Origin of the sequence: Parasedimentitalea marina (assembly GCF_004006175.1) — a bacterium.
Lineage (GTDB): Bacteria > Pseudomonadota > Alphaproteobacteria > Rhodobacterales > Rhodobacteraceae > Parasedimentitalea > Parasedimentitalea marina.
In genome coordinates, this window is the sequence record NZ_CP033222.1 from 121,753 (window position 1) to 137,356 (window position 15,604).

Consider the following 15,604-nt stretch of genomic DNA (forward strand, 5'->3'; position numbering starts at 1 on the left):
GCGCCGACCATGGCACAACCAAACCGATTACCCGGTGGCCAGATTGACCGCAGCCGGACGTTGAGCTTCACCTTTGATGGCAGGTCTTATCAGGGTCATCCCGGCGACACGCTGGCCTCGGCGCTGCTGGCCAATGGGGTGCGGCTGATGGGGCGCTCGTTCAAATACCACCGTCCGCGCGGGGTGCTGTCCTCGGGCAGCGAGGAGCCCAACGCCCTGGTCGAGCTGCGCAGCGGTGCGCGCCGCGAACCCAATACCCGCGCCACCACGGCGGAATTGTTTGACGGGCTGATGGCCAATAGCCAGAACCGCTGGCCGTCGCTGAAGTTCGACGCCATGGCGATCAACGACCGGTTCTCCACCTTTCTGACCGCCGGATTTTACTACAAGACCTTCATGTGGCCCGCGGCCTTCTGGGAAAAATCTACGAGCCGATCATCCGCAAAGCTGCCGGTCTGGGGTCGCTGTCCTTGCAGGAAGATCCCGATAGCTATGACAAAGGCTTCCTGCACTGTGATCTGCTGATTGTTGGCGCTGGCCCTGCCGGTCTGGCGGCGGCGCTGACGGCGGCGCGCGCCGGGGCACAGGTGATCCTGGCCGAGGAGGATTTTGTCTTTGGCGGTCGCCTGAACGCGGAAAATTTTGAGATTGGCGAAGGATCTGCACTGGACTGGGTCTCGCAGACCATGGCAGAGCTGCAGACGCTGCCCAATGTGCGTTGCATGGCGCGCACCACAATTATTGGCGCCTTTGACCACGGCATCCACGGCGCAGTCGAGCGGGTCTCGGACCATCTGGCCACGCCGGATGCGGGCAAGCCGCGCCAGATCCTGTGGCGCATCTACGCCAAGCGCACGCTGCTGTGTGCCGGGGCGATTGAGCGGCCCATTGCCTTTGAAAACAACGACCGGCCCGGCATCATGCTGGCCGGATCCATGCGCGCCTATGCCAATCGCTGGGCCGCAACTCCGGCGCAGAAAGTGGTGGTGTTTACCAATAATGACGATGGCCACCGCACCGCCCTGGACCTGATCGCCAAAGGCGTGGGCGTCGCTGCCGTGATCGACACCCGTCCTGATGCGCCGCGTCTGGCCGATTGCGAGCTGATCCAGGGCGCCCGGGTGATCGACACCTCGGGCCGGTTGGGGCTGAACTTTATCCAGCTGCGTCTGGCGGATGGCTCGGAACGCACCATTGAGTGCGGCGCGCTTGGCGTCTCCGGCGGCTGGAACCCAAATGTGCATATGACCTGCCACCAGCGCGGTCGCCCGGTCTGGAATGATCAGATCGCTGCTTTTGTTCCGGGGATGGCCCTGCGGGCTTAAGTGTTCTTAAGCGCCGCCAATGGCGATTTCTCAACCGCTGCGGCACTGGCCAGTGGCAGCAAACAGGCGGTACAGGCGCTGCAAGAGCTGGAGATTGACGCCCCGCAATCACCCTGCCGCAGGCAGAAGACGCGCCCGTCAACCTGCAGGCCTTTTGGCATGTGGGCGAGGGCAAGGGCCGCGCCTGGCTGGATCAGCAAAACGATGTCACCGTCAAGGACGTCAAACTGGCACATCAGGAGAACTTCCGCTCGGTCGAGCACCTGAAGCGCTATACCACGCTGGGCATGGCGACGGATCAGGGCAAGACGTCGAACATGGGCGGCCTGGCGATCATGGCCGAACTGGCGGGCAAATCGATCCCGCAGGTCGGCACTACCATTTTCCGCCCCCTATACCCCAGTGGCAATGGGCACCCTTGGCGGCCGCTCACGCGGGGATTTCCACCCCACCCGCAAGACCCCAGTCACATCTGGGCCGCCGAACAGGGCGCGGTGTTTGTCGAGGTCGGCAATTGGCTGCGGGCCCAGTGGTTCCCGCAACAGGGCGAGACCCATTGGCGCCAAAGTGTCGACCGCGAGGTCCGCGCCACCCGTGGCTCTGTCGGGATCTGTGATGTGACCACCCTGGGCAAAATTGACGTCCAGGGCGCGGATGCGGCGGATTTCCTGAACCGGGTCTATGCCAATGCCTTTGCCAAACTGCCGGTGGGCAAAACCCGCTATGGGTTGATGCTGCGCGAGGATGGCATTGCCATGGACGACGGCACCACCGCACGTCTGGCCGAGGATCATTTTGTGATGACCACCACCACCGCCAATGCGGTCACGGTCTATCGCCACATGGAATTTGTCCACCAATGCCTGTGCCCGGATATGGATGTGCAGCTGATCTCCACCACCGAGGCCTGGGCGCAATATGCCGTGGCCGGTCCCAACAGCCGGGCCCTGCTGCAAAGATTGTCGACCCGCGTTTGACATCAGCAACGAGGCATTCCCATTCATGGGCTGCGCTGAGATCACCGTCTGCGGCGGCTTACGTGCCCGGTTGTTCCGGATCTCGTTCTCGGGCGAGTTGGCCTTTGAAATTGCGGTGCCCACCCGCTATGGCGACGCGCTGATCCGGGCGCTGATGCAGGCCGGAGAAGAATTCGACGTGGTGCCCTATGGCACCGAGGCCCTAGGCGTGATGCGGATCGAAAAAGGTCACGCGGCGGGCAACGAGCTGAACGGCACCACCACCGCGCTGAACCTTGGCATGGGACGGATGGTGTCCAAAAGAAAGACTGCATCGGCAACACCCTGTCCGAGCGCGCCGGGCTGAACCCGGTGGATGCGCTGGCGCTGGTCGGCTTTAAACCGGTGAACAGCACTGACAAAGTCACGGCAGGCGGGCATCTGATCACCGCAGGTGATGCGGTGGATGCGGCGCATGATCAGGGCTATGTCACCTCGGCCTGTTATTCACCGATCCTGAACAGCTCGATCGGCATTGGCTTCCTGAAGAACGGCAGCGCCCGCCTGGGCGAGACCCTGCTGCTGACCAGCCCGCTGACCGGATTGGACGTGCAAGTTCAAGTGGTCAGTGCGCATTTTGTAGACCCAGAGGGGACCGTCTTCGTGATTAATCTTACAGCAGTTACTGCCCTGGGCGGACCGTCAGCCCGGGTGGACCACTTTAACGGCGTCACCGTGACGGAATGCCCCGACTGGGCGCTGGCCTCGGTGACGGCACGGCGGGGCCAGAGCGGCCAGACCGCCGATAAAGCCCGGGCCATGCTGGGGTTTGCGCTGCCCGACATTGGGCTCTGCACCGGTGACGGCAGCCTGTCGGCCTTTGGATCGGTCCCGAGCAATGGATGATTGAGGCACCGCACTCCAGTCACGAGGATCTGGCGGCGCAGCTGAAAACGGCCCTCGGCGACAGTGCGTCAATCACCGAGCAAACCGACGGCTGGGTCCGGTTTGATCTGACCGGGCCAGGCTGCACCTCTGTGCTGGAACGTCTCAGCAATGCCAATACCGCAACGATGAAATCCGGCAGCATCACCCGCACCGGCATTCATCATCTGGGCTGCTTGCTCAGCTGTCGCAGCAGCGGCGATCACTACAGCATCTGGGGCCCCAGATCCGCCGCCCAAACCCTGCACCACGCCATAGACACCGTCGCCAAAAGCGCCCTGTAGACCGCCACGGCCAGGGGCGTATCAGCCGGTCAAATCGAGGGAATTGACCGGTTGTTCTCAACCCGAAACAAATTAATCTTCTTACGGTCCTGCTGCGGTGTAACCCCGAACTCTTCGCGGTAGTGGAACAACAGCGGTTCTGTGGTTGCATAGCCCACAGCCAGACCAATCTGGGTCATGGTGTCATTGGAATACAGAACCATCTGACGGGCCGCATTCATCCGCAGGGTGCGGTAATACCGCGAGGGGCTTTGACCTGTCGCGTCTTTAAATCGCCGCTCCATTTGCCGGGGCGACGTCCCCACCATTTTGGCGACCTCAGATACGGCCAGCGGGTCCTCTATATTGGCCGCAAAATCTCAACCGCGTCAGCCACCGCGCGGGGCAACATATCCGAGGTGCTTTCACTGTGAAATGTTGGGATCTTTTGGCGCACGCCCTGCCCCGCATCAAGGGATGCTGAAACCAGCAGGCGACTTCGGTAGTGACATTATTGCCCAGTTTTTGCTCTATCATATGGAGCATGAGGTCGAACATCGCCGCTGCCCCGGACACCGTATACCGTTCGCGGTCGATGTTGATCACGTCATCTGTGGTGCGTAGATCCGGAAATTCAGCGGCAAACGCGGCCGCGTAACACCAATGCACACTGCAGGTATGACCATCCAGCAATCCGCTGCGGGCCAATGGAAATACCCCAGCGCTGACACCGCCCATTTTAACCCCATGACGCGCCATACGACGCACATGCCCTTGCGCCGGTTTTGGCTCAAGAAAACTGGCCAATGGGCTGCTAAGAAGAAACAGGTAATCCAGCCGGTCCGCATCAGCCAAGGCCAAATCCGGGTCGAACCCAACCGCAGCACTCGACTCAACGCGCGCCCCGTTTTCCGAGATCAGTTTCCAGGCAAAGGCTTCTTTGCCTGCAATTTCATTGGCCGCGCGCAAGGTTCGATCGCCGAAGTCAAAGCTGACATCGGAAAACCAGGAAAAATGAAAACCCAAGGGTTATTACGTCTCTATCTGTCACTACTCATTTCTCACTAGCAGGAAACATCGCCGCCATGATAGGCTCAAATAATAACACTAATTGCATTCTTCTGTCACCACCAGTAGCACTGCCAGGAAACTCTGGCCCATAATCACAGGTATCTATGACTTCCCCTGCAAACACCGCTTCCGCCGCCACAAATGTCTTGTCACAAGATCCGCATCGCGTTCTGGGTGAGCGCGAAAAGTGCTGGAAGTTGCCATCGGACGTGAGGTGCGTGCCTTTCGCAAGCAACAAAACATGACCGTTGCCGAGCTCGCCAAATCAACCGGTCTTTCGATTGGAATGCTGTCCAAAATCGAAAACGGCAATACCTCTCCTTCGCTGACCACCTTACAAACCCTTGCCCATTCGCTGAACGTCCCGTTGACCGCATTTCTGCGCCGGTTTGAAGAGACCCGCAGCGCCGTGCACACCAAATCCAGCGAGGGTGTCGAAATGGAGCGCGAGGGCACCCGCGCCGGGCATCAGTATAATCTGCTGGGACATCTGGGCTCCAATGCCAGCGGGGTTGTGGTCGAACCCTATTTGATCACTTTGACCGAACAATCCGACGTCTTTCCGACCTTTCAACACGAGGGCATCGAGACCATCTATATGTTGTCCGGCGAAGTGGACTATCGGCATGGCAACTCTGTTTATCCTCTCAAGCCCGGCGACACATTGTTCTTTGATGCCGATGCGCCGCATGGGCCGAGACCCTGGTGTCCCTCTTAGGCCCGTTACCTGTCGGTCATCTCATACCTTCAGGCCAATTGATCTGCTCCGGTATCAATCCGGCCAAATCCCATCCGAGGTTGGGGCGCCATCATCAAACTGCGACAGGTAGTCGACAATCAATGGACGGTTGTCGATGAAGCCTTTGTAGGTGGCCAGCTCGACAGGCAGATCGCAGATCACCCGATGCAGCCGCCGTCCCCATTTTGGCACTGTCACCAGATCTTGCAGGGCGATCAAATAACAGCGGATCGGGAACACCAGCGCGTTAGAGCGCGGCAAGCGAAAGAACGTTTGCAGCTCAACCCGCAGATGCTGTTTCTGACCCACCGTTTCCGGCGTCATCGTCGTCTTTTGAATGCCCCATTTATGGTAGTTTTCAGGTGAGGTATCCAGCAGGATTCACCGTCATCGTCCAGTTCAACCGCCGCGCTGGCATGCCCTGCTGTACATTCAGCAGGAACTTCAACGCCCGAATAAAGATCCCCATTTCATTGGCCTTGGGCACCGGTGCGTGCCACTCGAAAAAGTTCATGCCGATGTCAAAATCCAGCGACCAGTCCGCCTGGGTGGTGATCATGCCGGCGTCCATCCACAGGTTGTCGTCCCGCTGATCCAGCACCGCAAAATCACCCTGCGTCTGACGGGTGATATATTCCAGCGGACCATATGGCAGCGTGGTTTCATCCATAAAGACGAACTTTTGCTCGATCCCCATTGGCTTGTTGATCCAATGCCAATTGTTGCCGTCACGGTGCAGCTCAAACAGATCCGGGTAATCTTCGGATTTGCTGACCATGATCAGCTCCAGCAGGTCCCAGCCGGCAAGTGTCATATGCGGCAGCGATTGGCAGCGCAGCGGATCATCCGCCAACACCAGCGCCCGGTCTTTCATCTCCGAGACATAATGCTCGTCGACATCAAACCGTTTCTCATAAATCGACCCTTCCGGCCCACCCTGATGCCGTTCCATGTTCACCGAATACATGTAGCTGTCTTCGTGAAACGGAAACGGAAAGCGTTTGATGGCCCGGTCGCTGTTGTGGAAAGTATACTCGCCGCGAAAGCTCTCGTCGTTGAATTGTATTGTCATTGGTACCCCCTATCGGTCCAGCACAAGGGTCTTGCCCTCGAACCGGCTGACACATGGCATGATTTTTTTGCCACTGGTTTTCTGATCGTCTTCCAACCAGTGATCGTAATGAAGGAACTTGCCGTCATAGCCGATGACATCCGTCTCGCACTGGCCACAGGCGCCGCCGCGGCACAGATAGGGTGCATCCACACCCGCCGCCTCGATTGCTTCCAGCAGGCTTTGGTGTTCGCCCACTTGAATGACCTTGTTGGACATTGCCAGTTTGACCTCAAACGGTTTGCCGGATCTTGGCGCCAGGAATTCCTCGTAATGCACTGCTTCACGCGGCCATCCCAGATCCGCAGCCCTGCCCCGCACCCAGTCGATCATCCCTTGGGGCCACAGACATAGATATGGGTGCCCAAAGGCTGCCCACCCAGCAACTGCTCCAGATCGATGCTCTGATTCTGGTCGTCATAATAGATATGGGTGGTGTTGGGATGCTGCTCCGTCAATTCGTCAACATAAGACCCTAACGCGGGGTTGCGGCAGGAATAGTGAAGCTCAAACCGCTCTCCCATGACCGAGAGTTGCTTGATCTGTGCCAAAATGGCGTGATGCCAATGCCGTAAGCAATCATCAGATGTTTGCGCGCCCGCAGATCCAGCGAGAACAGATTGACCGGATAGCTGATCGTCATCTGGTCGCCGGGTTTTACACTGTTGTGCATAAACAATGAGCCCCCGGCCGGTGTCATCGCGGCGTACCGAGATCGTATAGGCGGTTTGGTCCATTGGATCGGACATCAGGGAATAGGGGTTCAGGCGATGGGTATCCCCATCCTGCATTTCAACAACAGTATGCGCGCCACCGGAAAAGGTGGGCAGCAAACCGCCATCGCTGCGCTCAAAGCGGAACCGCTTTACCAGCGCATTCACCGCACTCACATCCGTCACGGTGACGGCAATTTTATTGGTCCCGGCACTCATGAGTATAACTCCACTGGGTCAGGAACATTGCCGGGATCTTCGGCATCAATGCAAACACCCTGAAACGCCGCCAATCGGCGCGAGTAGTGGTCCCGCACAAACAGATTCAACCCGCAGTGCGAACACACAAACGGATCAGTCATCACGTCTTCGGTGATGCCCTTGCAATGGACGCATTGCATCCGGCGCGCCACCGACCCACGGTGTTCGGTCTGGATCGCGGAATGTGGGATACCCGCCGTTGTGACCTCTAGCATGGCTTGGCCAATCAACCCTTCGGTGCCAGCCAAATAGACCTGCAATCCCATATGGGAATCGGTCAATGTGCGCCGCAACCGCGCCACGCTGGCACTGTAGCTGGGCCCCACATACAGCTGCGCCGGGCCGAGCGCCTGCAACTGAGTAACAAATGTGTCGCCACTGCCCTTTGGGAAATACATGATATTGGCACCGGCCATCAGGTCCGGCTTGGCCTGCGCCACGTCAATCAAGGCTTCGGCGCCTTCGGCGTCTGCAATCATCAGATGCACCTTACCCGGCCTGGGTTCTAGTGTGCCATAAATCGGGCGACTTCTGATGGATTCGGGAAACTGAAACTTGGTCATCTGCCCCGTTTTCTCTGTCTGTTGTCGTTCAATCGAAAAGGCGCGACACCCTTTCAGGGTCGCGCCCGGTCAAATCAGCCTTTGGCGGTTCGACGCTTTTGTCCGGATCATGGAACGGCATCGAATGGGCTACACATTTGATCTCGCCGCTGCTGTTCTTGACGCTCATCTGAGTGCCATCAGTCGCACAATCCACAGGCATCCGGGCGATGCCAACGTTCCATTCATTCAACGGGGAATACATGCCGATGGTCACAACACCCACTTGTTTGCCGTCTTTCATCAGTGGCGCGCCTTCTTCGGCGGGCTCGGTGCCTTCCAGTTTGACCCCATAGATCTTGAACCGTTCCTTGCCCTTCAGCCGGTAATGCTCTTCGGCACCGCGAAACCCGGTCTTGCCCGGTGACACCGTGAAATCCAGCCCCAGTTCCCACAGGGTATCGCCGCCTTTTTCATCCTCAAACGGATACATTTCCGAATTGTCATAAGGAAAGAACAGCAGATAGCTTTCGGCGCGCAGCAGATCGAGCGTGGTGAACCGGGTTGGAATAATGCCCTGCGGGCGCCCAGCTCGACCAAAGTGTCCCAGATATGCGGCGCATCCTGACCCCGGCAAAGATCTCATAGCCGCGTTCACCCGTGTAACCGGTGCGCGAGATTGTCACTGGTTTGTCGAACAATGTGGTGTGGATATGACTGAAATAAACCACATCTCGAATGCCCGGCACATGGTCCTGCAAGAAATCCACCGCCGTGGGGCCTTGGATCGAAATATCATGCAGATTGTCATCAAAACGGATGTCCACATCGCGGCCCATCGCGGCCTGCGTCAACTGCTCGTGACCGCCGCCGGTGCCATGTACAACCATCCAGCTGTTTGGCCCCATGCGATAGATCACACAGTCGTCCACAAACTTGCCTTCGTCGTTCAGCATTGCCGCATATGTGGATCGGCCGGGCTTGATTTTTCGACGTTGCGGGTGGTGGCGCGGTCGATCACATGGGCCGCATGAGGGCCAACAAGATGGACCTTGTGCAGGCCTGAAACGTCCATGAAACCGGCCTTGGTCCGAATGGCCAAATACTCTTCTTGCTGATCCTTGTCATAGGTCCAGGCGGTTCCCATTCCGCCCCAATCTTCCAAACTCGACCCCATCGCCCGATGCCGGTCTGCAAGGGCTGAAAATCTCCAAGATGCTGTCATAACGATCTCCTGATCTCTACTATATGGCAATTTCGTGTGTTCTTTCGATTTAATTTCAAAGACTTCACGAGCTTACGTTGCATTTCAGTGTTGTCGCCATTCTGACCGCTTTTCCAGCAAACTCTGACAAAATTTTGGCTGGCAAAGACCCCAAAATGTATCGGCAACGGTAAAGACAGTTGACAGACTCATCTTTAAAAAGCAATACTTGAGGAAAAAAGTTTACTGTTGGGCAAATTCTAGTTCGCGAAAGACACTCAGGGAGATAAGAAATTGGATGGAAACCTAAACGCACTGACGACAGTGTTCACCGAGTTTTATTACTGGGTCACCGTTGTCTTCATGTTCCTCATTCATGTCGGTTTTGCATGTACGAGGTGGGCGCAAGCCGCAGTCGAAACCATATGCACACGCTGATGAAAAACGTGATGATCATACCCTTGGTCACGGTCACCTTTTTCCTCTTCGGCTGGTGGATTTACTGGGCCTTCCCGAACTTCCCGCTTTTGGCGGCCTCGATACTGAAATGGGCGCGGCTAATCTGCCGTGGTCAGAAAATATGGGCACCAACCTGGGCGATCGCATCACTGGCGTATTCTGGGCGGCCTTCCTGCTGTTCAGCTGGACCGCCGCGTCCATCGTCTCAGGCTCGGTCATTGAGCGTATTCGCTCCAGCGCCCTTTGGGTACACGCGGTCATGATCGGTTCCGTGTTCTGGATCATCGATGCGGCCTGGGGCTGGCACTATGCGGGCTGGATGGTGAAATATCTCGGCTACCATGATGCCTATGCGTCGGGTGTAATCCACGCCATTGCCGGTGGCTATGCGCTGGGTGTGATCATGGTACTGGGTCCGCGCCTGGGTAAGTTTGCAGCTGACGGTACGCCGCGCGACGTTCCCCGCATAACCCTTGGATGCTGACCATCGGGATTTTCCTGATCTACACCGGCTTCTGGGGTTTTACGCCGCTTGTAACGTTCCGGTCATTGCCCCGAAGTCATTGGTGGTGAAATCGTTGGAACCACCTGGACCGCAACCAACATCTATCTGGCGCCAACCACGCTTTCGGCCATCACCGTTAACTTCCTGATGAGCCTGTCGGGCGGGTTAATGGCTGCTTATGTGGTGTCCAAGGGCGATGCGTTCTGGACTTTCTCGGGCGGTTTGGTAAGCATTATCACAGCTTCGGCTGGCAATGATCTGTACCACCCGGTTCAGGCGATGCTGATCGGTGCCGTCGGTGTGGTGATCGTTTACAACCTGCACTACTGGGTTGAACGCCGCTTCAAGCTGGACGATGCCGTTGGCGCGGTTGCCGTTCACGGATATTCGGGTGTTGTGGGTCTTGTGATCTCGGGCTTTGTACTCTGGGGGCGCCGTCGTCACCCTTTGAAGGCTACGCAGCTGTCAATCCAATCGGTCAGACACTGGGTGCAATCATCATGTTCTTCGTTCTGGGCTTCCTTCCCGGTTGGGCTATTTCCAAGATGCAGGCTGCGGCCGGTGTATTGCGGATCCCCGAAGAGGTGGAATTGCAGGGTCTCGATTATGCAGAGCACCACGCATACGAGGACGCCAAGGCGAGCATCACTGAATCCGACAAAACTTTGCTAGCGCAGAAATAGGGAGAAGATGAATGTCCACAATCGGATATGAAAGTTGGGCCGTTGACCTGGCCGAAGTAGGCGCAATCTATCCCTTCCAGGGTTGGGAAGTGGCCATGACAATCCTCTGTGTGATCTTTTGGGTCGGCTGGCATCGCATCCAGTTTGTCCGCGAAGGGGAACATTTGGAAAAAGCCCGGAAAATGGGTGAAAAGATAAGATCGCCAAGGCCTTGGAACGTTACTAACTTCTAGCTTCCACGATATCGGCGCAGAAATGCGCCGATATTTTCCACTGTAGTGAAAATTTGTTTCTTACCAGTTGAGTCCGTCGCTGTTCTTTGATAGCCTCAGAATCGAAAAATCTAGGAAGGATGAACGCAGATGTGCGGGATCGTAGGATTGTTCCTGAAAGACAAATCTCTGGAACCAAAATTGGGTCAGATGCTGACTGAAATGCTGGTCACCATGACAGATCGCGGCCCCGACAGTGCGGGCATTGCGATCTATGGCAGCGATGCCGATGGCCATTCAAAACTGACGATCCAATCGGATAATGCGGATCAGGATTTTGCCACGCTGGCACAGGATCTTGGCGCGGCCATTGGAACCGATGTGACGCTGAACCGTCGCGATACACATGCGGTTGTCGAACTGGCGGCAGACAAGGTCACCGCCGCGCGGCAGGCCCTGCGCGAGCTGCGCAGTGATCTTCGCATCATGAGCGACGGCGACGTGATCGAAATCTATAAAGAGGTCGGCCTGCCCAAAGACGTGGCAGACCGGTTTGACGTCACCTCGATGGGCGGCACCCACGGCATCGGCCACACCCGGATGGCCACCGAATCCGCCGTCACCACCGAAGGGGCGCACCCGTTCTCAACCGCTGCGGATCAATGTCTGGTCCACAATGGGTCTTTGTCCAACCACAACAGCCTGCGCCGCAAACTAAAGCGCGAAGGGGTGCGGATCGAAAGCGAGAACGACACCGAAGTCGGCGCCGCTTATCTGACCTGGAAAATGCAAAACGGCAGCTCGCTGGGTGAAGCCCTGGAAAGCAGCCTCAAGGATCTCGACGGGTTCTTTACCTTTGTCGTTGGCACCAAAGACGGCTTTGGCGTGGTGCGTGACCCCATCGCCTGCAAGCCAGCCGTGATGGCCGAAACTGATCAATACGTGGCCTTTGGCAGCGAATATCGCGCCCTGGTCAACCTGCCGGGTATCGAAGACGCCAAAGTCTGGGAACCCGAGCCCGCAACCGTTTATTTCTGGAACCATTGAGATGCAGACATTTGATCTTGAGGCCCAAGGCCTGCGCGCGCTCAACACCACGTTGCATGAGCAGAACAACACCACCAATCAGACCTCCTGGGAGGTCATCAACTAAGGGCAGCCACGCCATTGCCGTTGGTCTGGACGCCCCATCGACGTCACTGTCAAAGGCTCAACCGGCTATTACTGTGCAGGCATGAACCAACAAGCCACCATTCGGGTCGAAGGCTCGGTTGGGCCCGGTGTCGCCGAAAACATGATGTCGGGCACTGTCATCGTGGACGGGGACGCCAGCCAATATGCTTAGCGCCACAGCCCATGGCGGTCTGCTGGTGATCAAAGGCAATGCCAGTTCACGCTGCGGCATTTCGATGAAGGGCATCGATATCGTTGTGCATGGCAATATCGGCCATATGTGTGCCTTTATGGCGCAGGCCGGTAATCTTGTTGTGCTGGGCGATGCTTAAGCGACGCCCTTGGGGATTCCTGCTACGAGGCACGGTTCTTTGTGCGTGGATCCGTCAAAGTCTGGGCGCCGATTGCATCGAAAAGAGATGCGCCCCGAACATATCGAGATCCTCAAGGATCTGCTGGAGCGCGCCGGCGCCGATGCCAAACCCGAAGAGTTCAAACGCTATGGGTCCGCCCGTCAGCTGTATAACTTCAACGTCGACAACGCTGCTGCGTACTAAGGATAGAGACATGAGCGATAACAACATCCCGCGCACTGTGCCGATCCAGTCGGCAACCTTCACCAACGAAATCAACGCCGAGATCCGCCGGGCCGCGGCCACCGGCATCTATGATATTCGCGGTGGTGGCGCCAAACGCAAGGTGCCGCATTTCGACGACCTGCTGTTCCTCGGGGCCTCGGTGTCGCGCTATCCCTTGGAAGGTTACCGCGAAAATGTGACACCAGTGTTCTGCTTGGCACCCGGTTTGCCAAGAACCCGATCAAGCTGGATATCCCGATCACCATCGTGGCATGAGCTTTGGGGCGCTCTCTGCGTAGCTAAAGAGGCCCTGGGCCGTGGGGCGTCGATGGCGGGCACCTCGACCACCACGGGCGATGGCGGCATGACCCAAGAAGAGCGCGGCCATTCCACTCAGCTGGTCTATCAGTACCTGCCATCGCGTTATGGCATGAACCCCAATGATCTGCGCAAGGCCGACGCCATTGAAATCGTCGTTGGCCAAGGCGCCAAACCGGGCGGCGGCGGTATGTTGCTGGGTCAGAAGATCTCGGATCGGGTGGCGGAAATGCGCACCCTGCCCAAGGGCATCGACCAGCGCTCTTCCTGCCGTCATCCCGACTGGACCGGCCCGGATGATCTGGAAATCAAAATCCTTGAGCTGCGTGAGATCACCAATGGTCGGGTGCCGATCTATGTAAAGGTTGCCGGTGCGCGGCCCTATTTTGACACCACACTGGCGATCAAAGCAGGCGCCGATGTTGTGGTTCTGGACGGGATGCAGGGCGGCACCGCCGCCACTCAGGACGTCTTCATCGAACATGTGGGCCAGCCAACGCTGGCCTGTATCCGCCCGCCGTAAAGGCGCTGCAGGATCTGGGCATGCACCGCAAGGTTCAGCTGGTGATCTCGGGTGGTATCCGGACCGGTGCAGATGTCGCCAAAGCCATGGCCCTGGGCGCTGATGCGGTCTCCATCGGCTCTGCCGCAATGATTGCCATTGGCGACAATGATCCAAAATGGGAAAGCGAGTACCAGAAACTGGGCAGCACCACCGGCGCGTATGATGATTGGCACGAAGGCCTCGACCCTGCTTAAGCATTACCACCCAGGACCCCGAGTTGATGAAACGGGTCGACCCCATTGATGCCGGTCGCCGTTTGCGCAACTATCTGAAGGTGATGACACTGGAGGCCCAGACCATCGCGCGGGCCTGTGGGCACAATCATCTGCACAATCTCGAACCCGAGGATCTATGTGCGCTGACAATGGAAGCCGCCGCAATGGCACAGGTTCCACTGGCCGGAACCAATTGGTATCCAGGCAAAGGCGGGTTTTAAACATTCAGGCGCAGTCAGCTTTGGCTGCGCCGTTTTTATTCGACGGATTCAACAGGGAAGGAAAGAACGACCATGACGATAGATCTGGCGACTTTCGCAGAAGAAAACGGTGTTAAATATTTCATGATCTCGTTTACGGATCTGTTTGGCGGACAACGCGCCAAACTGGTCCCCGCACGGGCCATCGCTGACATGCAAGAGGACGGTGTTGGCTTTGCTGGTTTTGCAACCTGGCTTGACCTCACCCCGGCCCATCCCGACATGCTGGCGGTTCCCGATCCGGATGCGGTGATCCAATTGCCATGGAACCCTGAAATTGCATGGGTGCCGGGCAATTGTGTGATGGAGGGCGAGGATGTCGCCCAGGCGCCGCGCAACGTGTTGCGCCGGCTGATCGCCGAGGCCGCAGCCGAAGGCATGCATGTCAAAACCGGTATCGAGGCCGAGTTCTTTTGCTGACCCCGAAGGCGATCAAATATCGGACCCCTTCGATACCGCTGAAAAGCCCTGTTATGATCAGCAGGCAATGATGCGTCGGTTGGACGTGATCCGCGAGATCAGCGATTACATGCTGGATCTGGGCTGGGGCGCCTACCAGAACGACCACGAAGATGCCAACGGCCAGTGGGAAATGAACTGGGACTTTGATGACGCGTTAAAGACCGCCGACAAACACAGCTTCTTCAAGTTCATGGCGAAATCCGTGGCCGAAAAACACGGCTTCCGCGCCACCTTTATGCCCAAGCCCATCGAGGGTCTGACCGGCAACGGCTGCCACGCCCATATCTCGGTTTGGGACGCGCCCGGCACGGATTCCAAGGTCAATGTCTTTGCCACCGACAAAGGCGAAGGCCAGACTGGCGAACTGGGATTGTCCGAGAAGGGCAAATTCTTCCTCGGTGGTATCATGAAACACGCCAGCGCGCTGGCGGCGATCACCAACCCAACCGTCAACAGCTACAAGCGTATCAACGCACCGCGCACAATGTCAGGCGCGACCTGGGCGCCCAATACCGTCACCTGGACCGGCAACAACCGCACTCATATGGTTCGGGTTCCAGGCCCAGGCCGGTTCGAGCTGCGCCTGCCCGACGGCGCGGTGAACCCGTACCTGTTGCAGGCGGTGATCATTGCTGCCGGCCTGTCGGGTGTGCACTCCAAAGCTGACCCCGGCCCACGCCACGACATTGATATGTACGCCGAGGGCCACAAGGTGAAAGGCGCGCCAAAATTGCCGCTGAACATGCTGGATGCCCTGCGGTTCTACGATCAGGACGAGGGTCTGAAGGCCGCGATGGGCGATGAATTCTCTGCCGCTTACCTGAAGATGAAACACGAGGAATGGAATTCCTTTGTCTCGCACTTCTCGCGGTGGGAAAAAGACAACACCCTAGACATCTGATCCGGGGCGGCCTCGGTTGAGGGAGCATCAGCCAAAGCCTGGGTATTTTGCAGGCTTTGGGATTGAGTATTTTTGAAAAGATGAAGGAGGGGCGGTTCGCAAGAGCCGCCCCTGCCTTTTAAATCCCAGAAAGGCGATGCCGG

At 57.6% G+C, this 15,604-nt stretch carries 7 protein-coding genes and 10 pseudogenes; 11 read left to right on the plus strand and 6 right to left on the minus strand.

What is annotated here, in order from left to right; all coding sequences use genetic code 11:
- Positions 1-9: 9 nt before the first annotated feature.
- Both EBB79_RS23720 and EBB79_RS23725 read left to right on the plus strand, forming a co-directional pair.
- A pseudogene (locus EBB79_RS23720) lies at positions 10-2,935 on the plus strand (sarcosine oxidase subunit alpha family protein); the annotation flags it as partial.
- A 248-nt stretch (positions 2,936-3,183) separates the two neighbouring features.
- Complete coding sequence (locus tag EBB79_RS23725; RefSeq protein ID WP_127751488.1) at positions 3,184-3,510, plus strand: sarcosine oxidase subunit gamma; 327 nt, start codon at positions 3,184-3,186, stop codon at positions 3,508-3,510.
- A gap of 29 nt (positions 3,511-3,539) precedes the next feature.
- Here the strand turns inward: EBB79_RS23725 and EBB79_RS25510 are convergent, their stop codons facing one another.
- The gene (locus EBB79_RS25510) at positions 3,540-3,794 is read right to left on the minus strand and encodes a helix-turn-helix domain-containing protein (RefSeq protein ID WP_338045825.1); all 255 of its coding nucleotides are present in this window, start codon (positions 3,792-3,794) and stop codon (positions 3,540-3,542) included.
- A 34-nt stretch (positions 3,795-3,828) separates the two neighbouring features.
- Positions 3,829-4,515, minus strand: coding sequence for an AraC family transcriptional regulator (locus EBB79_RS23730; protein ID WP_338045826.1), 687 nt, complete (start codon positions 4,513-4,515; stop codon positions 3,829-3,831).
- Positions 4,516-4,664: 149 nt separating this feature from the next.
- On the opposite strand from EBB79_RS23730, the pseudogene EBB79_RS23735 reads away from it, so the two are divergent.
- Positions 4,665-5,278: pseudogene (locus EBB79_RS23735) on the plus strand (helix-turn-helix domain-containing protein).
- 54 nt (positions 5,279-5,332) lie between these two features.
- On the opposite strand, the pseudogene EBB79_RS23740 reads toward EBB79_RS23735, so the two are convergent.
- From EBB79_RS23740 to EBB79_RS23755, 4 genes and pseudogenes are all read right to left on the minus strand, one after another.
- A pseudogene (locus tag EBB79_RS23740) lies at positions 5,333-6,371 on the minus strand (heme-dependent oxidative N-demethylase family protein).
- 9 nt (positions 6,372-6,380) lie between these two features.
- Positions 6,381-7,342 (minus strand): annotated as a pseudogene (locus EBB79_RS23745) (PDR/VanB family oxidoreductase).
- Positions 7,339-7,947 carry a dimethylamine monooxygenase subunit DmmA gene (gene dmmA / locus EBB79_RS23750; protein ID WP_127751489.1) on the minus strand — a complete coding sequence of 203 codons (609 nt, stop codon included), beginning with the start codon at positions 7,945-7,947 and terminating at the stop codon, positions 7,339-7,341. The pseudogene EBB79_RS23745 and the gene dmmA overlap by 4 nt, the downstream one beginning before the upstream one ends.
- 74 nt (positions 7,948-8,021) lie before the next feature.
- Positions 8,022-9,151: pseudogene (locus tag EBB79_RS23755) on the minus strand (aminomethyl transferase family protein).
- 559 nt (positions 9,152-9,710) lie between these two features.
- On the opposite strand from EBB79_RS23755, the pseudogene EBB79_RS25160 reads away from it, so the two are divergent.
- The 8 genes and pseudogenes from EBB79_RS25160 to glnT form a co-directional block, all read left to right on the plus strand.
- Positions 9,711-10,475, plus strand: a pseudogene (locus EBB79_RS25160) (ammonium transporter); the annotation flags it as partial.
- Positions 10,476-10,594: 119 nt separating this feature from the next.
- Entirely contained in the window at positions 10,595-10,777 is a 183-nt protein-coding gene (locus EBB79_RS25165) for a hypothetical protein (RefSeq protein WP_238705180.1), read from the plus strand.
- Positions 10,778-10,788: 11 nt separating this feature from the next.
- Positions 10,789-11,003, plus strand: a pseudogene (locus tag EBB79_RS25170) (hypothetical protein).
- 136 nt (positions 11,004-11,139) lie between these two features.
- On the plus strand, positions 11,140-12,036 hold the full coding sequence (locus tag EBB79_RS23770) for a class II glutamine amidotransferase (RefSeq protein ID WP_127751490.1): 897 nt from the start codon (positions 11,140-11,142) through the stop codon (positions 12,034-12,036).
- A gap of 1 nt (position 12,037) precedes the next feature.
- Positions 12,038-12,719, plus strand: a pseudogene (locus EBB79_RS23775) (GltB/FmdC/FwdC-like GXGXG domain-containing protein).
- A 349-nt stretch (positions 12,720-13,068) separates the two neighbouring features.
- Positions 13,069-13,817: pseudogene (locus EBB79_RS25175) on the plus strand (FMN-binding glutamate synthase family protein).
- A gap of 26 nt (positions 13,818-13,843) precedes the next feature.
- Positions 13,844-14,059, plus strand: coding sequence for a hypothetical protein (locus tag EBB79_RS25180; protein ID WP_238705171.1), 216 nt, complete (start codon positions 13,844-13,846; stop codon positions 14,057-14,059).
- Between the two features lie 72 nt (positions 14,060-14,131).
- Positions 14,132-15,461 (plus strand): annotated as a pseudogene (gene glnT, locus EBB79_RS23785) (type III glutamate--ammonia ligase).
- Positions 15,462-15,604 lie beyond the last annotated feature (143 nt).

Coding starts and splice junctions, on each gene's coding strand:
- EBB79_RS23725 (WP_127751488.1), top strand. CDS start 3,184: ATGATTGAGGCACCGCACTCCAGTCACGAGGATCTGGCGGCGCAGCTG.
- EBB79_RS25510 (WP_338045825.1), bottom strand. CDS start 3,794: ATGGAGCGGCGATTTAAAGACGCGACAGGTCAAAGCCCCTCGCGGTAT.
- EBB79_RS25180 (WP_238705171.1), top strand. CDS start 13,844: ATGAAACGGGTCGACCCCATTGATGCCGGTCGCCGTTTGCGCAACTAT.
- EBB79_RS23770 (WP_127751490.1), top strand. CDS start 11,140: ATGTGCGGGATCGTAGGATTGTTCCTGAAAGACAAATCTCTGGAACCA.
- EBB79_RS25165 (WP_238705180.1), top strand. CDS start 10,595: ATGTTCTTCGTTCTGGGCTTCCTTCCCGGTTGGGCTATTTCCAAGATG.
- dmmA (WP_127751489.1), bottom strand. CDS start 7,947: ATGACCAAGTTTCAGTTTCCCGAATCCATCAGAAGTCGCCCGATTTAT.